The organism is Rhizobium sp. IBUN (assembly GCF_000510625.1).
GTDB classification, from domain to species: Bacteria; Pseudomonadota; Alphaproteobacteria; order Rhizobiales; family Rhizobiaceae; genus Rhizobium; species Rhizobium altiplani.
Window position 1 is genome coordinate 1 of the sequence record NZ_AZNV01000057.1, and the last position, 20928, is coordinate 20928.

21 protein-coding genes and 8 pseudogenes are annotated in these 20928 nt (G+C 57.0%); 14 read left to right on the top strand and 15 right to left on the bottom strand.

Features of this window, described 5'->3' with window-relative positions:
- Positions 1-282: pseudogene (locus RHIBUN_RS34320) on the bottom strand (IS21 family transposase); the annotation flags it as partial.
- Between the two features lies 1 nt (position 283).
- On the opposite strand from RHIBUN_RS34320, the pseudogene RHIBUN_RS35985 reads away from it, so the two are divergent.
- Positions 284-424, top strand: a pseudogene (locus tag RHIBUN_RS35985) (IS6 family transposase); the annotation flags it as partial.
- 61 nt (positions 425-485) lie between these two features.
- On the opposite strand, the pseudogene RHIBUN_RS34325 reads toward RHIBUN_RS35985, so the two are convergent.
- The 8 genes and pseudogenes from RHIBUN_RS34325 to RHIBUN_RS36600 form a co-directional block, all read right to left on the bottom strand.
- Positions 486-644: pseudogene (locus tag RHIBUN_RS34325) on the bottom strand (IS6 family transposase); the annotation flags it as partial.
- A 216-nt stretch (positions 645-860) separates the two neighbouring features.
- Positions 861-1136, bottom strand: coding sequence for a hypothetical protein (locus RHIBUN_RS0129840; protein ID WP_025662427.1), 276 nt, complete (start codon positions 1134-1136; stop codon positions 861-863).
- Positions 1137-1205: 69 nt separating this feature from the next.
- A complete protein-coding gene (locus RHIBUN_RS0129845; RefSeq protein WP_025662428.1) occupies positions 1206-1586 on the bottom strand; it encodes a DUF6481 family protein in 381 nt (126 codons plus the stop codon).
- A gap of 29 nt (positions 1587-1615) precedes the next feature.
- A complete protein-coding gene (locus tag RHIBUN_RS0129850; protein WP_025662429.1) occupies positions 1616-1840 on the bottom strand; it encodes a hypothetical protein in 225 nt (74 codons plus the stop codon).
- Positions 1841-1960: 120 nt separating this feature from the next.
- Complete coding sequence (locus tag RHIBUN_RS0129855; RefSeq protein WP_025662430.1) at positions 1961-2170, bottom strand: cold-shock protein; 210 nt, start codon at positions 2168-2170, stop codon at positions 1961-1963.
- 64 nt (positions 2171-2234) lie between these two features.
- Positions 2235-2453, bottom strand: a complete 219-nt coding sequence (locus RHIBUN_RS36595; RefSeq protein WP_156932774.1) for a hypothetical protein — start codon at positions 2451-2453, stop codon at positions 2235-2237.
- Positions 2454-3245: 792 nt separating this feature from the next.
- A complete protein-coding gene (gene htpG / locus RHIBUN_RS0129865) occupies positions 3246-5138 on the bottom strand; it encodes a molecular chaperone HtpG (protein ID WP_025662432.1) in 1893 nt (630 codons plus the stop codon).
- Positions 5139-5709: 571 nt separating this feature from the next.
- Positions 5710-5874: pseudogene (locus tag RHIBUN_RS36600) on the bottom strand (ISNCY family transposase); the annotation flags it as partial.
- A gap of 453 nt (positions 5875-6327) precedes the next feature.
- On the opposite strand from RHIBUN_RS36600, the gene RHIBUN_RS0129870 reads away from it, so the two are divergent.
- The 6 genes and pseudogenes from RHIBUN_RS0129870 to RHIBUN_RS34330 form a co-directional block, all read left to right on the top strand.
- Positions 6328-6540 (top strand): cold-shock protein, encoded by a 213-nt coding sequence (locus RHIBUN_RS0129870; RefSeq protein WP_025662433.1) that lies wholly within the window; start codon positions 6328-6330, stop codon positions 6538-6540.
- A 355-nt stretch (positions 6541-6895) separates the two neighbouring features.
- Positions 6896-7123: a hypothetical protein gene (locus tag RHIBUN_RS0129880; RefSeq protein ID WP_025662434.1), complete on the top strand. Its 228-nt coding sequence runs from the start codon at positions 6896-6898 to the stop codon at positions 7121-7123.
- Between the two features lie 75 nt (positions 7124-7198).
- Positions 7199-7336: a hypothetical protein gene (locus RHIBUN_RS37030; protein WP_198021197.1), complete on the top strand. Its 138-nt coding sequence runs from the start codon at positions 7199-7201 to the stop codon at positions 7334-7336.
- Between the two features lie 37 nt (positions 7337-7373).
- Positions 7374-7577, top strand: coding sequence for a hypothetical protein (locus RHIBUN_RS36605; RefSeq protein ID WP_156932775.1), 204 nt, complete (start codon positions 7374-7376; stop codon positions 7575-7577).
- Positions 7574-7819 (top strand): hypothetical protein, encoded by a 246-nt coding sequence (locus RHIBUN_RS35995; RefSeq protein ID WP_156932776.1) that lies wholly within the window; start codon positions 7574-7576, stop codon positions 7817-7819. The genes RHIBUN_RS36605 and RHIBUN_RS35995 overlap by 4 nt, the downstream gene beginning before the upstream one ends.
- A gap of 380 nt (positions 7820-8199) precedes the next feature.
- A pseudogene (locus RHIBUN_RS34330) lies at positions 8200-8757 on the top strand (DUF1365 family protein); the annotation flags it as partial.
- Between the two features lie 1592 nt (positions 8758-10349).
- Here RHIBUN_RS34330 and RHIBUN_RS37700 read toward each other — a convergent pair.
- The 3 genes and pseudogenes from RHIBUN_RS37700 to RHIBUN_RS34340 all read right to left on the bottom strand — a co-directional run.
- Positions 10350-10559 (bottom strand): annotated as a pseudogene (locus RHIBUN_RS37700) (ISKra4 family transposase); the annotation flags it as partial.
- 4 nt (positions 10560-10563) lie between these two features.
- Entirely contained in the window at positions 10564-10764 is a 201-nt protein-coding gene (locus tag RHIBUN_RS34335; protein WP_037218014.1) for a hypothetical protein, read from the bottom strand.
- Between the two features lie 85 nt (positions 10765-10849).
- Positions 10850-11908, bottom strand: a pseudogene (locus tag RHIBUN_RS34340) (ISL3 family transposase); the annotation flags it as partial.
- 189 nt (positions 11909-12097) lie between these two features.
- Between RHIBUN_RS34340 and RHIBUN_RS0129930 the strand changes: the two are divergent.
- Positions 12098-12349, top strand: a complete 252-nt coding sequence (locus tag RHIBUN_RS0129930; protein WP_025662438.1) for a metal-sensing transcriptional repressor — start codon at positions 12098-12100, stop codon at positions 12347-12349.
- A gap of 19 nt (positions 12350-12368) precedes the next feature.
- Positions 12369-12975, top strand: a pseudogene (locus RHIBUN_RS37705) (glutaredoxin); the annotation flags it as partial.
- A 31-nt stretch (positions 12976-13006) separates the two neighbouring features.
- Here RHIBUN_RS37705 and nhaA read toward each other — a convergent pair.
- A complete protein-coding gene (gene nhaA / locus RHIBUN_RS0129945) occupies positions 13007-14203 on the bottom strand; it encodes a Na+/H+ antiporter NhaA (protein WP_025662441.1) in 1197 nt (398 codons plus the stop codon).
- A gap of 629 nt (positions 14204-14832) precedes the next feature.
- On the opposite strand from nhaA, the gene RHIBUN_RS0129955 reads away from it, so the two are divergent.
- Complete coding sequence (locus RHIBUN_RS0129955) at positions 14833-16179, top strand: chloride channel protein (RefSeq protein ID WP_025662443.1); 1347 nt, start codon at positions 14833-14835, stop codon at positions 16177-16179.
- A 51-nt stretch (positions 16180-16230) separates the two neighbouring features.
- Here the strand turns inward: RHIBUN_RS0129955 and RHIBUN_RS0129960 are convergent, their stop codons facing one another.
- Complete coding sequence (locus RHIBUN_RS0129960) at positions 16231-16452, bottom strand: hypothetical protein (RefSeq protein WP_156932777.1); 222 nt, start codon at positions 16450-16452, stop codon at positions 16231-16233.
- A gap of 211 nt (positions 16453-16663) precedes the next feature.
- Between RHIBUN_RS0129960 and RHIBUN_RS0129965 the strand changes: the two genes are divergently transcribed.
- Positions 16664-17104, top strand: coding sequence for a MarR family transcriptional regulator (locus RHIBUN_RS0129965; protein WP_025662445.1), 441 nt, complete (start codon positions 16664-16666; stop codon positions 17102-17104).
- 86 nt (positions 17105-17190) lie between these two features.
- Positions 17191-17604, top strand: a complete 414-nt coding sequence (locus tag RHIBUN_RS0129970; RefSeq protein WP_025662446.1) for a hypothetical protein — start codon at positions 17191-17193, stop codon at positions 17602-17604.
- Between the two features lie 224 nt (positions 17605-17828).
- Here the strand turns inward: RHIBUN_RS0129970 and RHIBUN_RS34350 are convergent, their stop codons facing one another.
- A complete protein-coding gene (locus RHIBUN_RS34350) occupies positions 17829-18224 on the bottom strand; it encodes a hypothetical protein (protein ID WP_025662447.1) in 396 nt (131 codons plus the stop codon).
- A 633-nt stretch (positions 18225-18857) separates the two neighbouring features.
- On the opposite strand from RHIBUN_RS34350, the gene RHIBUN_RS0129980 reads away from it, so the two are divergent.
- Complete coding sequence (locus RHIBUN_RS0129980; protein WP_025662448.1) at positions 18858-20243, top strand: cache domain-containing protein; 1386 nt, start codon at positions 18858-18860, stop codon at positions 20241-20243.
- A complete protein-coding gene (locus RHIBUN_RS0129985; RefSeq protein ID WP_025662449.1) occupies positions 20240-20887 on the top strand; it encodes a response regulator transcription factor in 648 nt (215 codons plus the stop codon). The genes RHIBUN_RS0129980 and RHIBUN_RS0129985 overlap by 4 nt, the downstream gene beginning before the upstream one ends.
- Positions 20888-20928: the final 41 nt, after the last annotated feature.

Sequence of the window (20928 nt, forward strand, 5' to 3'; positions counted from 1 at the left end):
GACTTGCTCACGGGCAAAACGATAGGGCACGGAGTAATAGTGCTTATCGATATCGACATGATAATCGAGGCCGGCCCGGCGTATCTTCCATTCAGCAAAGACGTATCGTTCGACGGCAAGCGGCCGCAGAGCGGGATAGTCGATCTCTTCAAACAATTGCCGTCGTGTTCGCCCGACACGGCGCAGAACACGCCGATCGTTGAGATCGACCAGCAATTCCATGATCGCCGCATTGACGTCGGCAAGGCTGTAAAAGACGCGGTGGCGCATTCGGCCAAGCAACTTGCAACAGTTCATCTCGGTCTCTTCGGCAATCAGAAATCACTTCGTCCCGTCCAACTGGAAGCATTCCGCCCTCACCACTCACATTCATCGAATCCGCGCTATGGCGCAGTGGAAGGCTGTGACCGGTGCGGTGGCCTGATTTCAACGGAAAGCCCTTCGCCTGACTTCAGGCAAACAACGTGCCGAGCCAATTTTCGGCGCCAGCGCCGGATCGTTTCATAGGACACGATGATGCCGCGCTCCAGCAGCATTTCCTCGACCAGCTGCAGGCTCAAAGGAAACCGGAATAAAAGCCACACAGCATGGGTGATTTCCGGTGGAAGACGATGGTTCTTGTAGCTGATGGCCGACGTGTTCATAGCGCCGGCTTAGCCGCCAACCCGTTAAGCCGACAATAACGTGACATCGCCCCGCAAGGCGTTCCTTTGCATTCTCCTCCATGACCAACGCGTTCGGTTGTTGAGGCTTACGCTGGAGGGATTTAGGCAGGCGCCTCATAGTTCAACCTCTCTGGCCGCAAAATATCGCGCACTCGGACAACAGAGTACGCGCTTGAGTGGTCTCACCTAGAGGGGTCAGCCTCGGTCATAGGTAAAGGAGGTCAGTAAGGTGGTTACGAAGTTGCTCGCCCGCTCCTTGACAAGCACCTCGGTCCACTCACTCGTCCCCCGAAGTCTCAGATCGGTATAGATGCTATCGACCGCGGCCTCTTCGATACGCTTTATGTGCGCCTTGAATTCTGCTTCGCCACCAGTGCGGTAAAGGTCACGGATGACCATGCGCAGGATTTCCTGGATCGCGATCTGCCACGCCGTGTTGATTGCCTGTAGTTCTTTTATGTCCGGTGCCATGGGTCTCTCTTCCTTTGCGTGGACGCCACGCACCGCGCTCTGATCCTTTTGTGGCCACACTTTCGAAGGCTAGGCCTGTCTTGCCTTGCGGTTCGCGTAGCGCCGGTCGCGTTCGGCCTTGCGCGCGGCCTCATCTTCGATCACCTGCGCTAGGCGCGCCTTGTCGGCGGCCTCACGCGCGTCCGCCTCGGCCATGGCTGCGGCCTCGGCAGCTGCTTGACGTTCTACCGCCTCGGTCTCGATACGGCTCTGCTCGGCGAGCTTCGCGCGCTCGCGTTCAAACCGTCGCTCTTCACGAGCGGTGGCGATGGCTATGCGTTCGGCCTGTCTCGCGAGCTTGGCTGGGCCAGCCGCAGCTTGCGCCGCGCGGTAAGCATTGAGGAGAACCGCTTTGGCGTCAGCGGATGCGGCACGGCGGTCCGCGACTTCATTGGTTCTGGTATTGGTCATTCTCGTCCTATGCGTGGTTGCTGAAGAGATCAGCGCTTCCTGGCTGGCTTGGCGATGGGATTGTATGTCGCCGATCGGCGATCAGACAGTTCCCGGGCAAGACGCGCCTCCCGCAGCCGGAGCGTCTTGGCGTCCCGAGCCTGGGCGACAGCTTCGAGCTCCTCCGTCGCGTTGTTCTTGGCGAAAAACTGTGTCTGAACGTTGCTGAACGCATGCTCCGCCTGATGGCGGGAGTTGCTATATCTGTCTGTCACTGGATCCTCGTTATTTTGACTCGCAGCCAAAACGAAAAGGCCAGACTAACGCCTGGCCTCAGTGAAACAGCTTCCGGCAGTGCCAGTACATCCGTGGTCAAAGGGAAGCGAATTTCATTTTCATGCGGCCTGCAGATTGGTGGCCGACATCTTGCCCGACTTCATGTCGCGCTCGAGCTCGAAGCCGATCTTCTGGCCTTCAACGAGTTCGCGCATTCCGGCGCGCTCGACAGCCGAGATGTGCACGAAGGCGTCTGCGCCACCGTTATCAGGCTGGATGAAGCCGAAGCCCTTGGTGGAATTGAACCATTTTACTGTCCCAGTGGTCACGATGAACCCTTTCAAAACATAGAGTGAGGGACCGCGAAGCGAATGCTGCGCGGGTAAAAACCGACTATTTTTGAAACGGAAGTTCGCTTAGGGCGTGGTGCCAATCACGCGGTGAACAAAGCTCGGCAAGCAAAATATCGATGACAGATGAGTAGAGGAATGAAGGCGGAACGTCAACGATTAGTTTTGAGAAGGCGCAATTAGCAGCCTCAGGTTGAGCCAACTCATACCCAAGCTGCAATGTATTTTCCATGCTCGGTCCGGGGATGGCGAAGTAAATCAAGGCAGACTTCCGCAACCATTCGGTCAAATCCAGCAAGAGTCACGCCGCCGGGGCTGAACGACCGAGATCGTCATCCACGATCTGAATGCGCGACCATCCAAGCGAGAGGACACCTGACTGGTAACGTCGCCCCCGACAGCAGGGCAATATGATCGCTATAAGGTCGTCATTCCCAGATAATAGCTTCATCACTTCGTCATCAACCACCCTCCTCTTCCCGTTGGGGACAATGATGCTGAATGTTTTCGGCAACCCGTGGATCTGGTTGCTGAGTTGGATTGAGATACTCACGAGCTGGTGCCGCGACCAGCGCGCTTCAGCATACTAACTTTACCCGGATCGCATTGTAGAAGGCGGCTTCGGCAGTTGGGCCAAGGAATCCCCATCAATGACATCGGTCTTGCTAAGCGTCTCGTTCAATATCTTTTGCGCGTGCCGGGCTTCGAAGCATCGCCGGCGTTGGAGAGCGGCCAGCGCAGAGTTGACCTTGTTGAATTTTTGGACCTATCCGACCTTCTCAGATTCGATGCTGTCGAGGTTTTGAAAGCTACCGAGAAAGTTCCATCGCCTTGATGGGATACGAACCGCCGACCCGGTAAATCCGGGCCATTAAAAATCCGAGACATCCGAAAATAGAGCTTAGTTTGCTACGCTGAGTACAATTAGCTGATCATGGAATATCATTTGAGAAAACGCTCACATTCGTTGATAGCATGCGCAACAGCAACCGTTGATCGGCCTCATCGGGCCAAGTCTTGGCAAGGCAGCCATTGGCCACCTCGCCGAGGTTTGTTACTTGCTGTGTCTCATCGCAAGCGCAAACAGCCTTGCCTGCCGGTTGGCGAACGCGCGCGGGTTGGCTGGTTTGTCCCCGTCGAGAATGCGCGCTGCGTCAAGCAAAAGCCACGCAGCATCCTCGCGAAACGCCTCATCGTCCACTGATGCAATGTTTTTAACAAGCTCGCTCTGCCCATTGATCTCCAGGATCGGCTTCGATGCTGTTTGCAACCGCCCCGCCCCTTGAAGCAGTTTTTCGAGTTGGCGATCGGGGCCATGCTCCGACGCTACAAGGCAGACCGCGCTTTCGGTCAACCGGCCGGAAACACGAACATCAGCAACCTCCTCACCGAGGGCGCTTCGCGCGAAATCGATGAACGCCTCCACTTCGGGAGAAGCTTGCCGCGCCCCCTCATTGGTGCCTCCTTCGTCGGTAACAGCGTCCAGATCGGCAAGACCTTGGGTGACCGATTTGAAAGGCTTGCCTTCGAAATCTGGCACGTTGGTCGGCCAAAAGTTATCCACGCCGTCGGTAAGCAGGAGGACTTCGATACCTTTGGCCCTGAAACCCTCGAGGTGCGGCGACGATTTCAGTTGGTCCAGAGTGGAGCCGCTGATGTAATATATCGCCGACTGCCCTTCCCTCATCGTGGCCAGATAGTCGGCCAAGCTGCGCGTCGCCTCGCCAGACACAGTGCTGCGGAAGCGCGCCAGCTTCAGCAACTGCGAGCGCCGCTCGAAGTCCTCATAAATGCCTTCCTTGAGAATTGCTCCAAACAGATCCCAGAACTTGGAAAACGTGTCGGCTTCGCCCTCGGCCATCTTTTCTAGTGCGGAGAGGATCCGGCTGGTCACGCCTTTTTTTATGGCGGCGAGGACCGGACTCTCCTGGATCATCTCGCGGGAGATGTTGAGCGGCAGATCCGAGGTATCGACGATTCCGCGGACGAACCGCAGGTAGCGCGGTAACAATTCGGCCTCATCGGTTATGAAGACGCGCTTCACGTAGAGCTTCATCCGACCCTGTCGGTCTGGATCGAACAGGTCAAATGGCCGAGAGCCGGGTATGAAGGCAAGCGTCGTATATTCGTGTCGGCCCTCAGCGCGGAAATGCACGTTACTCAGCGGCTCGTCGTACTGACCCGAGACGCTACGATAGAAATCGTTGTAATCCTCCTTGGATATTTCGCTCTTCTGCTTGATCCAAAGCGCTGCACCATCGGAGATCTGTGACGGCTCGGCGCCGTCTTTCTCAACGAGACGGATCGGTACAGGTACGTGGCCGGATCGATCGCGAATGATCTTCTCGACCGTCCATTTGCTCGTATATTTCTTCGCATCTTCCATGAGATGTAGCACGACGCGAGTACCGCGTGCCGGTGCGTGTCCGAGATCGACCGCAACAATGTCATAGCTTCCTTTGCCGTCGGATGACCATTTCCAGGCCTCGCCCTCGCCGGCGCGGCGCGAGATCACATCGACACGGTGAGCGACCATGAACGATGAATAGAAGCCGACCCCGAACTGGCCGATAAGTTCCGCTTTTTCTCCAGCTTTGGCCGCCTCAAGCCGATCCATGAACGCTTTCGTCCCCGAGCGCGCGATCGTGCCAAGCGCGTCGATCATCTCGTCGCGGTTCATGCCGATGCCGCTGTCTTCGATCGCGAGTGTCTGCGCCTCTTCATTAAGCGTCACGAGAATTGCCGGCTGGATCCCATCGGACGAGAGCTGCGGCTTGGAAATCGACTCATACCGCAGCTTTTCGCAGGCATCCGCCGCGTTCGAGATCAATTCCCGGAGGAATACATCTTTGTCCGAGTAAACCGAATGCACCATCATGTGCAGAAGCCGGCTGACATCGGCTTCGAATACGTGTTGCTCGGGCTGTCGCTCTTCAACTGTCGTCATTGATAACTCCATCGTACGGGAAATCGCCGGTCAAATGGATTTTCCGGGATAGAATTTCAAGCGCTATCCACCGCCTTGTCAGCGTTCCGGGGTCGTCTTTCGACTGCTTTGCTTTCTGATCGGCAGCATTCCGTGGCTCTTCAGGACCTCGCCAACAAATGTCCTCGAAAATAGTGCTACGACAACCATGACATTCAGAGTTTCAGCACGCTCAGCAGACTGAAGGCAGTTTTAGCGATGCACCACTGACGAAAGTTGTCCATATGGAAGGCCAGTCGCCTTACTTTGAGCGATTCACACGTTGCGGCTCGGCGTAACCACTTGGGTCACCGAGCCGAATAGCTCTCAACACCGAAGGTTTTCTCTGATCCACTCCTCGGCCGTCGTGACCTTAATGCCCTTTCGCTCGTTGATATTGCCGACTTTCGGCCATGCCACGCCTCTGCCCTCGGCAAAGACCGCCCGATATTGATGTGGTTATCGGGGCCCAGGTCAAGTTTCGCCTTGAGCTGGGGCACCCATTCCGCTTTCGTAAATTGGCGGTCAAGCACGACCTCAAGTTTGTCGGCAACCGGCCGGTCTCCTTAAGACCGTGCCCGCGCAGGTCACGCATCACCAGCCCGAGCAAATCGCGATGCTCATCCAGCCATCGCGACATCGCCTTCAGTTCATGACCTATCTCGTGTCCGGCGAAAAGATCGAATCTGCTGGCTCAGACCGTGCGTTCTTGGCGCATTGTCGGCACCGGCGGTTGCGGGTTTGTCTTTAGAATCAGTCGCTTGATCTAAAGTGCACCTGAAACCGCCGGGCTTCGCCCGCCGAAGTATCGCGATTCATTCAATAATTTCAGAGGTTTACCGTTTGTGGACGGGCACTAGCTAAGTGGTTAGGAGATGGGGTGGTTGCCATCCTCCCCTAACAACACGGGAACTGTGCTAGAATCGGCATCTCTGGGCCAAGGGTGGATCAAAGCCGGAGTCTCCGCATTACGAATGCCACGTGGACTCAGCACAAAGTCGAGATAGGCATTGCAAAACCAAAAATTGAGCTTATATATTGTTTAATCGACCAATGCTTGTGACGTCGTTCCAGAGCTTTGTGCTCCCGTTGGATTTCCTCTCAAATAATCGATCACTTTTCCCGCAAAGCATCGCGGGAACCACAACGATTCTGTCGAAAGGAAATCGTTATGAACACTGGTACTGTAAAGTGGTTTAATTCAACCAAAGGCTTCGGCTTTATTCAGCCCGATAACGGCAGCATGGATGTCTTTGTGCATGTGTCTGCCGTTGAGCGTGCCGGCATGCGCTCGCTCTCGGATGGTCAGAAGATCACCTATGACATCGTCCAGGACCGCAAGTCCGGCAAGAGCTCGGCTGACAACCTTCAGGCGGCACAATAACGTCATTCGCTCCGCTGACCACGGATGTACTGGCAGCAAAGCTGGACCGGTAGAGGTCGGGGTTCAAGCCCGGCCTTTTGTTTTCCAAGCTATTGAGATTGTTACGCCCGCATTCGCTATGCACCAGTGACAGGATCGTGTTTGTAACATCGTAATGAAGCATCAGCCAGGACGAGTCCGGGCTTAGACCGGTCCCATAGCCGGCCGAAGCGGCATCGCATCCCGTGAGACCGCGGCAACTGGCAGGAAATGAAAATAGCCTGCCCAAACGGCGAGGCTGGCGGCAGACATAATAGCCGTGTCATAGGCATCGCTGTCTTTCTGGACGGCCTTACCCAAACGAAAGGAGGACGCGATGTCTTCCACCAAGTATTCCGCTTACGTCTCACAAAATCTGGTTCGCACGAGTACGTTCGGATATCATGAACAAGCGACCGTCCGCGCCCTTCCCGAAACCGCGGTCAACCGCGACGCTCGGCTAAAGCTGCCTCTGGCAGGAATGAGAGCATTTCCCGATTTCGGCGTCGATCGAAAATCCCGCATGCGGATGGCACTTCAGGGCACGACGGTCCTTCCGCTTTAGCAAATCCGCTTCGAGACTAACGCCGACCCAAAACTCCCGCTCAAGCAGTGCCGACATCAGCTAAAGGAAAAACCAATGGCCAAAGGCCAAATGCGCAGCAATCGAGAGATCCGCAAACCCAAGAAAGACAAAACCGCAGCGGTGGCACCCGCGCCATCTGGCTCTCAGGTCAAGCTTACGGCTGGCCACGCGGCAGGTATCGACAAGAAATAGCAAGTGGGCGCGAGTTCGCTCATTATTCGAGGACTCAATGATCAATGAAACCAACCGAAAATTCGCTGAAATGCTGTTTCGCGCGCCTGCCGCCGAAGCCGGCTCCAATGCCGAAAAGCTCCTGAACCTCCGAAAGGGGATGCAGCTGCGCATGCGCAAGCGGCGGGACAGCGAGCGAACCGTCAGAGAAGCCGCCCGCCCCTTCCGTCACTCTTCCGCAGCCGCTAGGGCGATCTCGTGACCCGGTTCGATTACACGGGCGGAGCCGGAATATACGCCGGCAAATCGAAAGCCGGCATAAGCGGTCCTCGTTATCGGCGGTTCGAGACAGCAGCCGAAGCCCTTCGGTTCGCCGTAGAAGACATGCCGCAGAGTCAACAACGAGGCTCCCTGCTGGAGATTGACGAGGCGCGGTACAGTCACAACCAGATCCGTGCGCTCTACGACGCGCCGGACTACCCGCTTTCACGCCGGCTCGGCTGATCGGCGACAGGCCCGACGGACTCTCGTGACGCCGCGATAAGCTTCGATATGCGACACTCAAAGATACAAGATCACAGTCGTGACGACGCTGACCTGATGGCGTGACTTCGCGGAACCCCTGAACTGACGGCCGCGAAAGAGGAGTACGACATGACCGATCTACGAGAGTTTGCTTCGAGTTCGAATGGAGACAAGTGGTTCGTTGGAAAGGACGCTGCGACTGGCAGGCTTTTCGTATTCCACCGGGGGAATGCAACCTGGCGGCCACGAGACAAGTCGTCGATCGATTCGATTCGTTTCTGAACCAGCGGCCCTTCGGTCCCCGTGAGGCGCTGATCGTGTTCCTGGAGAAGAATAAGAGCAGCGAAGACACCGGCACTGACGGCGGCGCTGTCTGACTATTGACCATGCCGCGATTTCTCGGAAGGGCTTTCAATCCCGTCAGCGTCTTTTTCTGCTGCGGCGGGATAGCGGGTTGCGGGCGATCATATGGGAAGTCGATAACACGTTCGGCAAGCGACGCGGCGACCTGATACCGGTCGAACAACACACCGGTAAAGAGATCGTCCAGCGCTGCGACAAGGCGTTCAACGTCTCAACTTTAATGGACATAGATATTCGATTCGAGTTCCTAGTATTTGCCCCGACTGACAAACTTTCGGTCCGGATCGATACGTTCGATCATGAAGGGCTGGTGTTGACCGTCCGGCATCTGGCCAAGCGGGTCAAGCTTACTGACGCCTCCCTGTTGAAGGTGTTCCTCGCCATCCCATTCCTGACTGTCAGCGTCCTCGGCGGCATCTATTGGGAGGCATTGAAGATCTGGATGAAGGGCATTCGCCCACGGGCCCGCCCCCGAAGAGCCCGTGTCGATTGTCCAGACCTCTTCCCATGACAGCCAATTGCTTCAGCAGGAGATTCATGAGCCAGCTCGATGATTTTAGTTCGCGTGGCCCATTAAGCCTGTGCAACTCGGTCTCGGTGGTCGGCTGATGGAGCGCATGATCCGATCATCAGACGTCGAAGCGCGCTCCAGCGCAGCATTACCACCGTCGCCTCCGGCCCGTGCGCCGATCCGATCTGCTCGATATGTCAAGCGAAGTGAAGATTTGAACGCCGCATTGCCTCAAGCAAAATGTTACCGATAGGGTTGATGCTCCCGACGGGGCACTGCTGATTTGCTGTCCCGGCTCGGGGGGGCGGATGGCACGGCGGATCAGCATGGCGACACGGACGGAACTTGTTGAGGCAATCATCGAACGATATCGATCTAGCAGTCGTGCGGATAAGCAGAGGATTCTCGATGAATTTGTTGCGGTAACTGGCCATCATCGCAAGCATGCGATCCGAGTGCTAGCTCGGCGCAAGCAGCCTTCACGCGGGCACAAGAATACGAGCCTCCGTTATGGCAGCGATGTTCGAGACGCGCTCATTTTATTGTGGGAAGTATCAGAACGCCTATGTTCTAAGCGGCTGAAGCCGCTGATACCTGTCTTGTTGCCTGCGCTTGAACGCCATGGCCGATTAGAGCTTGACGCGGAGCTGCGCGACAAACTGACGACGGTAAGCCCCGCAACGATGGATCGGCTTTTGGCGGAAGTCCGTGTCGTTTCGCGCGGTGGTCAGCGTCGTCGTGCTGGTATGAGTTCGGCGGTCCGCCGATCGGTTCCGGTGCGCACCTTCGGCGATTGGAACGATCCTCTGCCTGGCTTTGTCGAAGTCGACTTTGTAGCGCATTCAGGCACGTCTTCGTCGGGAAGCTTTGCGCAGACAATGGTGCTGGCCGATATATCTACGGGCTGGACCGAATGCGTTCCGGTCCGATGACCAGCGCTATCGACCTACACCACCGCTCGGGACATCATCCTGAAGTGGTCAGTGCAAGGCCGGAATGCTTTGTGGCAGGTTGCCGCTCAACCTTCCCAGAGCAGGTCAGGCATGGACGCAACCGCATCGCGCTATGTCAAAGTTAATTGCGACCGTTCCTAATCCTCCATAGGGTTTTATCCATCGGTCGGCATCTCCTGGCTACGATCGACTGGAAGCACATGAGTTGCTTTCGCCCCTCTAAGTTGGAGGGCGATAAGTGTCGGAAATGCTCCGTACAATTTCGTTCGATGATATCTCTCCGGTATTCGACGCGCTCTCCGAGTGGTGCAAGGAGACAAAGGTTGACCCGGATAGTCTCGCCGGCAGCGTTGCTGCGTCCAAATTATTGGACCTTTTTCTCAAGGGCCATAAGACATCGAGAGATCTTTTGGCAGCCCTTAACCTGCCACGGGTAATTTCCTCCAGGATGGATTAGACCGTATGTTCCGCTTAAGACGCTCTGCCGAGCGTTTGGTATCTAGCGGGATAGGAACTCAGTCCTTCAAATCGCGACACTCCTAATGAGGTTGTCCAAGGAGCGTATTTGCGATGCTGAAGAACTTGCACAGAATGCTCGGCAGCAACTGGCTGTAGTCTTTGCAGTTGAAGAGGCGCGCCAAGAACGCGGTGCGTCCATCTAATGGAGGGCACAGGCCCGGGGTCACGCTGCAAGATTTAGCTTTGCCTTTTTAAGTCGAGCATCCGCTACGGCGGCTCGGACTTGAAGAACCCGATGAGCGCCAATCGGCGACCAAAGCATCTGACGCTTCTTGTTCATGCGGGCATTGACGAGGCTGTTGGCGGCACTTTCAGCCGGCGAACTGGATATCGGCAGGCCGGACCAGTATCGCCGACAGTAGTTGACGATAGAAGCTTCATTTCCGATCACGCTGGACGGCCTGATCCGCCTGAAACTGCGTCAGCTCCTTCTGCAGATGCAGCTGAATTTCTTTGGCTTCTTCGAGGGAAAGGCCGTAATCGTCGATTCGAGCCTCATCGACACTTCGCTTAACGTTGGCAATTTCGCGACGCTGTCGAACGCCGTCCACCCCCACAAGCTCGACGGAGATGATCATCTTCAATTGTGCGGTCAACGAGTACCCTTTCCAAAAAGCACTCGATTACCTGGATATCCTTACCCCCACGTTTTTCCCACTCTCACAGATGCCGCCCGCAGCGATTGCCATCTTCCCAGCACTCAGCGAGAAGCGCCTCGAAGTATAAGGGTGATGTCGGCTTCAACGCCGACCTTCGCCGGTCGGGTGGCGTCTCGAAGGTCAGCCATTTTGCAATGCTGCGCCGGCCGTAACCGGTGCGCCGTGCGATCTCCGAACAGGACAGACCCTCCTTGCGCGGGGCATGCACGGTCTCGAACACTATCTGCCGTGATTGTCGATGAGCGTGACGCACCCGGCGCCGATACGTTGCATCAACCTGCGGATCCTCCTGAATTAGATCGACTTGTTCGCTCCGGATTATTTCATCCGGCAGCAAAGCTCGTCCCGTGGCGCGGCCAGAAAGGCTCATCTGCTCCTCGATTGCAACGCGCAGATTCTGCATGAGATGAAACCGGTCAGCCACCTGACGCGCTTGCGGCGCGCCCTCGCGAGCAGCTTGCGCGTAAAGCCCGCATCGGTCTCGGCTCACGATTTCGACAGAAGGGTGCCGTTCCAGCCATTGCGCGGCACTCGCCACGCTGCGGTCGTCAAGGATATCGACAACCGAGCGACGCTCCAGGTCGACGATCACGTTGCCGTAGCGCCAGGATCGCCGCCAGCTCCAGTCATCTATGCCAACGACCCGGATCGTGGCGTCGCAACGCGCGAGCGCGGCATCTCGCTTCAATTGCCGTAGGATGGGGTCGTCGCTGACAGGCATGCCGAGCCTTCGCATCAAGCGCTCGCCAGCACGGCCGCCAGCACTATGACTGAGCAGACCGACAATCTCCGAGACCCTCCTTGTCCGGCGCGCATAAAGGGGAGCAATCGCTGGCAGTCGGTCGGTGAACGTTTGTCGTTGACAGTTCTGTTCCGCGCACCGCCAGCGGCTCAACCGAAGCCTAACCGTTACGGTCTTGCCTTGGACCGGCAGATCTTGAAGGCTTCCATTGGACCAGCCATGCCGATTTCGAGTCCGCCGGCCCCAATCCGGGCAAATGCCGAACCCTGCTCCGGCAGCAGAAACAACCCAACTGTCATCAGCAGCGAGCGCGACACCCATGACTTTTGCCCCTGGGCCGGGCGACCATTTCGATTTCTTTTGCATGCCCGCCCATAGCAGCATCATGCCTAACGGTGAGTGAACCACACAAAGTGAGGAAGACCCAAGAACATTCCCGATATTGAGGCCTATACCGACGGCGAATGCCGCGCCGAAATCCTTTGGCGCCCCAATGGTCTTCCAAGTGCGATGCGCGGTGACAGAAAACGTTCGAAAGTCGTCAGACTGAACCGAATCGCGGGTCAGTTGCAAGGCGTTCGCAGAAGATCGCTATTGTATCGGATCCAGGAGGTAAAGGCAGCGCTCGGCCGCGCCGACAGCGAGAACCTTCGTGATCATGCGGCTCACTGCGTTGCTGACGCCCTCAGGTCTGGCGATGTCAGTGAGCAACAGCAGAAAGTGGACGAACTCGTCGAGTTGTTCGACCGCGCAAGGCCTTAAGGAGATCGGAGGTGATCAGATGAATGCTCATTCGCGCAAAGCGACGATCTACCGAATGGTCATGCCCGATCACATCTGTCCGTTTGGCTTGAAGTCACTCGATCTGCTGAGACGTGAAGGATTTTACGTTGACGACAATTGGCTGAAAACCCGCGAGGAGACCGATTCCTTCAAGGCTGAGCACGATGTTAAGACAACGCCCAGACATTCATCGATGGGCAGCGGATCGGCGGCTACTACGATCTGCTTCGTCATTTCGATAAAAAGGTTCGAGAGCCAGGGGCTGTCACCTATCAGCCGCTGATCGCGGTGTTTGCCATGGCTGCGCTGACGGCTGCTGGTGGCAGCTGGCGGCGTTCGGCGACGTGCTAACCGCCCGCGCCGCAGAATGGTTTATCGCAATTTCCATGTGCATACTGGCGATCCTGAAGCTTCGTGACATCGAAAGCTTCTCCAACATGTTTCTTGGCTACGACCTGCTGGCTCAACGGTGGGTCCGCTATGCCTACCTTTATCCATTCGGGGAAGCGCTTGCCGGTACCTTGATGATCGCCGGCGTGCTTTTATGGCTGGCGATACCGGTTGCGTTGGTGATCGGCACCATCGGTGCCATTTCAGTCATCAAGGGACAGATAACCTTCTCGAAACGAAACGCGGTCATGCAGCCTGAGCAACGGCCTTCGGGCGGCTGACGAGGAGGACACCCGATCCAACGATCCCCGAAAGGGCTGATCCTATCAGGATTCCGATCTTCACCTTGTCCTGAATTGAAGGGTCATCAAAGGCCAACAACCCGATGAACAAGCTCATTGTAAACCCGATACCACAAAGGATGGCCACACCGGTCATTTGCGACCAATTGGCAGTCGCCGGAAGCTGCGCCCATTTCAACTTTACAAGGATCGTCACGGTGGCCAGAACACCGGATAACTTTCCGACAAATAGCCCAGCAGCCACGCCAAGTGTGTGTGGATCAACGAGCGTCGTGAGCGACGTGCCAGCAAGCGATACGCCTGCATTGGCAAAACCGAAGATCGGAACAATCACGAAGGCAACCGGACGATGGAGGCGATGCTCAAGATGATGCAGAGGGGACTCCTCATCTCGGGCCTCCGGTGTGCCGGGGGTGCGCTTGATCGGGATCGCAAGGGCCAGCATGACGCCCGCCAGCGTCGCGTGGACGCCGGAGGCGAAGACAAGCAGCCACAAGACAATTCCAAGCGCCAGGTAAGCCGAGAGCCTCATGACGCCAGCACGGTTGATCACAAAAAGCAGGCCAAGGGTTACCGCAGCGCCGGCGAGCGCAACGACATTGATATCAGTGGTATAGAAGATCGCGATGACAATGACGGCACCAAGGTCATCGATGATCGCAAGCGCCGCCAGGAAGATCTTGAGCGAGGCAGGAACTCGGTTCCCGAAAAGCGACAGCACGCCCAGCGCGAAGGCGATGTCGGTCGCGGTCGGAATCGCCCATCCTCGAAGGCTGGCCGGATTGCCGAGATTGAATGTTACGAAAATGAGCGCCGGCATCAGCATACCACCAGCGGCCGCGGCACCCGGAAGGATACGCCTGCTCCATGTCGATAGCTGGCCGTCGAGCATCTCGCGCTTGATCTCAAGACCCACCAGCAGGAAGAAGACGGCCATGAGCGCGTCGTTGATCCAGTGAAGCAGGCTGAGCCGACCAATATCCACATGCAGCGCGTGAAAATAGACGTCGGCAAGCGGCGAGTTCGCGACGATGAGCGCGAGTGCCGCTGAAGCAATCAGGACAAGGCCGCCCGATGCTTCGTTGTCGAGAAATCGGCGAAGTGTGGACTGTATACGGCCAGTCGAGGTCGGCGGGGACATGGGTTCGCGCTCCCTGTTGGAAGGTTGATCTTCAGTCTCCGTCAATTTCGGGAAGCCCGCGGCGCACGCAGCACACGCCATTCGTCAGAGATAGCGTAAGAGTGAACGCATTGCTATAATCAATGAAATATAATGTGGGCATGCCAAACAAGACCACGTTACTGCTCGCATTGGCGGGGCTCGCCCTTATTCTCATTCTCGTGTGGACCACGCTCCTCACCGGTCATAGCGTCGCGCCACCGCCGGTTTGACATAGCGGGCACTTGGCACAGGTCGGAACTTTTCACCGGTTCGTCGGTCAATCCAGCACGGTCAATACAAGCCACCTCGGCCCTCATATTGAGGGCCCCTCTAATTTTTCCGACATACTTTCAGATCTTGACCAACAATCGAACGCATTCTATGTCACACTATGATATTTGCAGGGCATTGAGCGTGAAGTGAGATACGCGGATCGGTTTGGCGATAGCGACCTCGTGTGCGTGATTTGCTTCGTGGGGTCAGGGCCTTGTCGGCCGCAATGGGAATGTCCCCTAAGACGCAATCCAACAGATGATTACCATCCAAGGGTCCGCTTTCAGCAGGCCTTACGCTAAGATCGAAGACCGAGACCTGTTTCCGAGTCCCCTATGCCCTCCTCCTATCGCAATTCCAAGCTGCTCCGTCGCTCTCGTGTTTTCTGGGGATCCTTCTCTCTCTGGCGGCCGCGGCTGGTTTTCTGGTGCGGGGCCCTAGCGATCGGCGTAATCAGCGTCGGCTTTGCCAAGCTCGCCGATCTGGCGCAGTACGGATTTTCGAGCCTGACATCCACAGGCGAATGGGCCTTCCTGCTGCCGCTCGTCCTGACGCCCCTCGTCTTCATGCTGTCGGCCTATCTGGCGGCGACACTGTTTCCGAATTCGCAGGGCAGCGGCATTCCGCAGGCGATCGCCGCCCGGCATCTGCGCGATGAGGACGACCGGACCCGGCTTTTGTCACTCCGGATCGCCTTCGGCAAGATCGTCCTGACGGTGCTCGGGCTCTTCTCCGGCGCCTCGATCGGCCGCGAAGGGCCGACGGTGCAGGTTGGCGCGTCGATCATGCTCGCCGTCGCCCGCTTCGGTGGCATGGCGCAGGCACGCGGCCTAATCCTTGCCGGGTCGGCGGCGGGCATCGCGGCGGCCTTCAACACGCCGCTTGCCGGTATCGTCTTCGCCATCGAGGAGATGAGCCGCACCTATGAGTCACGGGCGAACGGACTGGTGCTCACCGCCGTCATTCTGTCCGGCCTTGCAGCACTCGGGTTGGCAGGCAGCTACAACTATTTCGGCGAAGCCTCTGTAGCGCCAACGCAAATGCGCGACTGGGGTCTCGTTCTGGTTTGCGGCATCGGCGGCGGTGCGCTGGGCGCTGCCTTCAGCGGCTTTGCCCTGTATTTTGGCCAGAAGATCCGCCGCTGGGCGCAGCCGCAACCGCTGAAGCGCATGCTTGTTGTGGCCGGTATCTGCGGTCTCGCCATCGCCGTGATCGGCATCATCTCGGGCGGCACGACTTTCGGCACCGGCTATGAACAGGCCCGCAGCGCCGTCGAAGGCCATGCGCTGCCACTGCTGTTCTTCGTGGAGAAACTGGCCGCCAGCTTCCTGTCGATGCTTTCAGCCATTCCGGGCGGCATCTTTGCGCCATCACTTGCCGTCGGCGCCGGTTTCGGTAGCACCGTCGGCTCGCTCCTCGGCACCAGCATCGCGCTGTCGGCAATCCTTGGCATGGCAGGTTATTTCTCCGGCGTCGTGCAGGCGCCGATGACCGCCTTCGTCATCATTCTCGAGATGACCGGCGACCACCAGGCTGTCATCCCGATCATGGCCGTCTCTATGATCGGCTACGTGACGTCGCGCATCCTCTCTCGCGAGCCGCTTTATCACGGTCTGTCGCGCGTCTTCATCGCCGCAGCCATCCGGGCGCGGCGGGCGGAAGGGAACAGCCCGCATCCATAAAGGAACAAGCGCGCCCTTCTTTGGGCATGGTACCCGAGGGAGTTTGAGGACCTAATCCCGTAAACCTTGAATTTCCTGGTCGATCGTCCGCATACGGTGCTGGTGGAGCGCATTGAGAACAACAAAAAGCCGGCGGGCGTTTGCTTCTTCGAGCCCATCAAGTGATCGCCCGAGGTACTCGAAAGGCCAGCCCGTATAGATATCGAAAACCGTCCAGCTGCGATCTCCTTCCATTCGAATCCCATACCGAGCAACTTCGATCGACATTTTCACAAAGGGTCGCTCCAGAACTCTCAAAAATTCCAAGACGTCACGATTTTGGCACAGTCATCGGAGCAATTCGATGGGATTATGGTTCGCGAGTTAGAAGTCGATGCCAGTGCCTGGCACTGTCTCCCACATTGGCTTGCAAACTCGCGAACCGTTCTCCTGGCGTGTTCGCCGATTTTATATCACATCATGACGTACGAAAAGGATTTATTCGATGCCTGGCCCCAAGGCAAAAAAAACGGCGCTGAGCGACCATGTCTACGATGGGTTGGCCGGTTTTCGACTTGCAATGCGGCGCTTCCTGGCATTTAGCGAGGCTGCGCTTGCCGAAGCTGGTGTTACGTCGCAGCAGTATCAGGCGCTCCTTGTGGTGCGCACGTCACCCCGCCACAAGATTAGGCTACGGGATCTCGCCGAGCAGATGCTGATGCACCACAATGGCGCCGTTCAGCTCGTCGACCGGATGTGTGCAGCGGGCCTGGCAGAACGTATTCCAGCCGAGGACGACAAGCGCAGCGTCATGATTGGTATGACCTCGAAGGGCCGCGATGTCCTCGAGGCCCTTGCCCGTGTTCACGTCGAGGGTATGCTGGAGAACGAGCCCCTGCTGGCGGAATCCCTGTCCCGTCTTCGGAAGGTCACCGAACTCGCCTGAAGGCGATCACCTGTTTTTGATCAGGCCGTGATTGATCTGCAAGCTCGATTTTGTATCATAACATTATATAAAAGGGGAGAACAGCTATGGCGGATCACGAACGCGACTGGTCGAGCTACCGACCATCGAAAACACTATGGGGATGGTCGCTCGTCGGGGCATCGGCATTGACAATGGTGCTCGGCTTTACTTGGGGTGGATGGACGACTTCGGGCCGGGCAGGTGTCATGACGGATATTGCCGTCAGGGACGCCAGGGCCGATCTGGTGGCGAGCGTCTGCGTGCACAACTTCGTCACGGCAAATGACGCCGCCGACAATCTTAAATCCCTTAGGGCGAAATCGTCATGGGAGCGCGACGACTTTATCAAGGAAGGCGGTTGGGCAACAATCGCCGGGATTGACGAAACGGTTGCAAGCGCGACGGATGCCTGTGCCGACCAGCTCATCAAGTTGAAAGAACTGCCGCAGGCTACCGATCCTGTCGTCTCGGACAGCTAGCGTTCGACTGGATGTTAAGAGTGTCCCGGTCGGCGCATGGCCCGCCCGAAATGATTTCGGGCGGGCCATTTGCGTTGACGCAGGACCATTTCTTTGATCATCCGAGAGGAACGACAGCCTGCGGTCCCCTCCGCCGAGTGGCGGTTTGTTGCGCCCTCTTGAAACAGAAATCTGACCCCGAGGGCGCATAGCTATGTTGAAGGCGTATGGACCGGTAGCCCCAATCATACTGCAATCCGCCCCGCGGCAATCGGCGTTATCGCGTCATAGCGAGGATAGTTGCACTCACGATTTGACTTAGGTGCGCTTAAAATTGTCCTCATCACCCTCCCGGCTCCCGTCCTGAAGTGCCTGAAGAACCTCCTCGCCATCAGATGCGCGGCCATCAGGACCGCCGGAGACAGAGGCCGGCCATCGCGGGCTTCCCGAGAGATCTTCAGCAAGCCGACAAGCTCGATCGGATTCTCGATGAAGCCGTCAAGGATTTCCTCGACATCCTGAGGCAGCGATATTCCCACCCCGGTCGCCAGCTGCCCTTGGTTATTGAGCACTCCACGATTGATGAGAATGGTTTCGATTAGCCCGACCCAAAGGCCGAGCTCGGCGCGCATGTCGTTCATGGTGTTCCCCGACCCTGTCTTGCTTCTTCAGGCGAAAAGCCGCATCCCGCTTGGTGGAATTCCCCGGCTTCCTCGGCGGAGGTCCTGAAGGTAGCTCAGCACTTTGCCAATCGTGGGCGGATCGATCGGTTTGGAAATTATCCCTACGACGTCCGTCAGGCCGTCTTGAATGGCTTCAGGATTGCCCGTCACCATCACCACCAACAACCCGAGCTAACTCGCAAGATACTGGGCGATCCTCGGACCGGTAGCTTATGATGGATGCGAAAGTCAGACCTAGAGATTGGTAGGTGGCCGGACGAAATAGGAAGTGGGGTCGCCGACGGTTCGCGGCATCTCTTTAGGGTGGCTATGGCCAACGACATTTGCGGCCCTTCTGTTGTTGCCACTGCGTCTTTGCCGTTGAATGCGGACGACGTGTTTTAACTACGCCGTGCGCCGCGAAGCAGCGAGATCGAGCGTTTGCTGCTCTGGAAGGGCCGAAGTCATGAAAATTGCCCAACAGGTCCTTGCTCTCAACGACCATAGTGGATGCTTTTCGGGCCAACAGCCTTTTGCCAATCCATTGCATGCAGGCCCTTGAGGTGCGCCCACGCGCTGGATTAAGCTCGTCATATCATGGGAGGGCCTTTCTTGCAGCTTCGTCATCAAATTCTGGCACTTGCCATTCTTCCGCTTGTCCTGACGATCACCTTGATCACCGCCTTTACGACGTGGCAATCATCGACATTGGCCGAGAGCAGTATTTCCACGTTTGAGCGCAACATGCTCCGTGCCAGGGAAACCGAGCTTCTCAACCTCACGAATCTCGCGCTTTCCGCGATCAAGGATGTCTACGAAAAAGCCGATGCCAACGATGAGAGCGCTAAGGAACAGGTAAAGCGAATCCTCACCTCCCTGGATTATGGGCAGGACGGCTATTTCTTTGTCTATGATTACGACGGCAATAGCATCGTCCATCCCCGCCAGTCTTTTCGACCGGGCCGCAATTGGCTCGCCCTCGTCGATCCGGACGGCGATCAGGTTATTGCCAACCTGATTGCGAAGGCGAAAGAGGGCGGTGGATTGCACCAGTACAAATGGGAAAAGCCATCTTCAGGAGTGATGGCGGATAAACTGTCCTTCGCCGCCGGTCTCGACAAATGGCATTGGATGATCGGGACCGGCGTTTATCTCGACGATGTGTTTGCCCAGACTGCGACAGCCAAGGCGGACTTGAAGAAAAGTATTCGCCGCACGTTTGTCATCGTCACACTGATTTCTGTCCCTTCAGTTCTTCTCGTATTCGTCACCTGCATGTGGATCACATTTCACGAGCGGCGCATGGCGGACGGGAAGCTGAAGCTTTTGACCCAGCGGATTATTGACACGCAGGAGGAGGAACGCGCGAGGCTTGCCCGCGAACTTCACGACGGTGTTTCACAGAATCTGGTAGGGGTTCGCTATTCATTCGATCTCGCCTCGCGAAAGGTAAAGGCAGGGGCCGCCGACGCCGATGCTGCAATCGATCGAGGGATCGATGCACTCAACGATGCGATCAAGGAAGTCAGGGAGCTCTCGCACGAATTGCGGCCACGGATGCTCGATGATCTAGGCCTGACGGCTGCGCTCACCTCCCTTGGCAATCACTTCGAGGAACGGACGGGAATTCCAGTCTCAGTCGTACCGTTGGGCTGCGACACGCTTAAACCGGAAGCCAATACCGCCCTCTACCGCATCGCGCAGGAGGCGCTTGCTAATGTCGAGCGGCACGCCGCTGCCTCACGCGTCACGATCAAAATCTGGAGCACGAAGGGACGTGTGCGGATGGCGATTTCCGATAATGGAAATGGCTTCACGAAGAGGGTCGAGGCAGCGAGCGCGAATTATTCGGGCGGGTTGGGCCTCAGGAACATGCAGGAAAGAATGGCCCATTTTCGTGGAATACTGCTCATTCAGACGAACGAGAACGGTACGACCCTGACGGCAATGTTCCCGAAGTCGGCAAATGCAACGAAGAAGCCCCCGAAGGCAGCATGAACAACGACCGATCGATTTCCGTCCTGCTTGTCGACAATCACCCGCTTGTGCTCGAAGGCTTGCGTGCGGTCCTTGAAACCTACGAGCACATAAGGGTTGTCGGCACGGCCGGCGGCGTAACACAAGGTTTGAAGCTTGCCGCAGTCGAAACACCCGACATCGTGCTCTTGGACATCAACATGCCGAAGATCAGCGGCATCGATGCCATCGAACTGTTCAGGAGTGCGCTCCCCTCGACGAAGGTCCTGATGTTGTCCATGCATGACAGCCGCGAGTACATTTCCGCCTCCATCCTTAGGGGTGCGGCCGGTTACATTCTCAAGGACGTACCCAACGAAGAGATTGTCGAAGCCATCGAAACCGTTGCCGCAGGGCGCACCTATTTTTCCACCGGTGTCTCGGACGTTCTCTTGCAGCGACAGCAAAAAGCAAAAAACGAACTGCTTCCGATCACGCCACGCGAACGCGAGATCCTGGCTCTTCTTGCCGCCGGCCATAGCAATCGGGCCATTGCGGGACAGCTAGATCTGTCGGTCGGCACAATCGAAACCCACCGTAAGACCATCAAGCGAAAGCTTGGTCTATCCACGACCGCGGAACTGACGCGGACCGCCATCGAGCACGGGCTGCTGGAACCCGATTGATCACCATACCCACTACTGGGTAGTGGTCAGACGATTACCTT

What these genes read in the sequence shown, in the direction of transcription:
- nhaA (WP_025662441.1), bottom strand. Translation starts at nt 14,203, where the DNA reads ATGTCCCCGCCGACCTCGACTGGCCGTATACAGTCCACACTTCGCCGA.
- RHIBUN_RS0129870 (WP_025662433.1), top strand. Translation starts at nt 6,328, where the DNA reads ATGAACACTGGTACTGTAAAGTGGTTTAATTCAACCAAAGGCTTCGGC.
- RHIBUN_RS34335 (WP_037218014.1), bottom strand. Translation starts at nt 10,764, where the DNA reads ATGATCATCTCCGTCGAGCTTGTGGGGGTGGACGGCGTTCGACAGCGT.
- RHIBUN_RS0129930 (WP_025662438.1), top strand. Translation starts at nt 12,098, where the DNA reads ATGCGCGGTGACAGAAAACGTTCGAAAGTCGTCAGACTGAACCGAATC.
- RHIBUN_RS0129985 (WP_025662449.1), top strand. Translation starts at nt 20,240, where the DNA reads ATGAACAACGACCGATCGATTTCCGTCCTGCTTGTCGACAATCACCCG.
- RHIBUN_RS0129840 (WP_025662427.1), bottom strand. Translation starts at nt 1,136, where the DNA reads ATGGCACCGGACATAAAAGAACTACAGGCAATCAACACGGCGTGGCAG.
- RHIBUN_RS34350 (WP_025662447.1), bottom strand. Translation starts at nt 18,224, where the DNA reads ATGAACGACATGCGCGCCGAGCTCGGCCTTTGGGTCGGGCTAATCGAA.
- htpG (WP_025662432.1), bottom strand. Translation starts at nt 5,138, where the DNA reads ATGACGACAGTTGAAGAGCGACAGCCCGAGCAACACGTATTCGAAGCC.
- RHIBUN_RS0129845 (WP_025662428.1), bottom strand. Translation starts at nt 1,586, where the DNA reads ATGACCAATACCAGAACCAATGAAGTCGCGGACCGCCGTGCCGCATCC.
- RHIBUN_RS36605 (WP_156932775.1), top strand. Translation starts at nt 7,374, where the DNA reads ATGATCAATGAAACCAACCGAAAATTCGCTGAAATGCTGTTTCGCGCG.
- RHIBUN_RS0129880 (WP_025662434.1), top strand. Translation starts at nt 6,896, where the DNA reads ATGTCTTCCACCAAGTATTCCGCTTACGTCTCACAAAATCTGGTTCGC.
- RHIBUN_RS0129965 (WP_025662445.1), top strand. Translation starts at nt 16,664, where the DNA reads ATGCCTGGCCCCAAGGCAAAAAAAACGGCGCTGAGCGACCATGTCTAC.
- RHIBUN_RS0129970 (WP_025662446.1), top strand. Translation starts at nt 17,191, where the DNA reads ATGGCGGATCACGAACGCGACTGGTCGAGCTACCGACCATCGAAAACA.
- RHIBUN_RS37030 (WP_198021197.1), top strand. Translation starts at nt 7,199, where the DNA reads ATGGCCAAAGGCCAAATGCGCAGCAATCGAGAGATCCGCAAACCCAAG.
- RHIBUN_RS0129955 (WP_025662443.1), top strand. Translation starts at nt 14,833, where the DNA reads ATGCCCTCCTCCTATCGCAATTCCAAGCTGCTCCGTCGCTCTCGTGTT.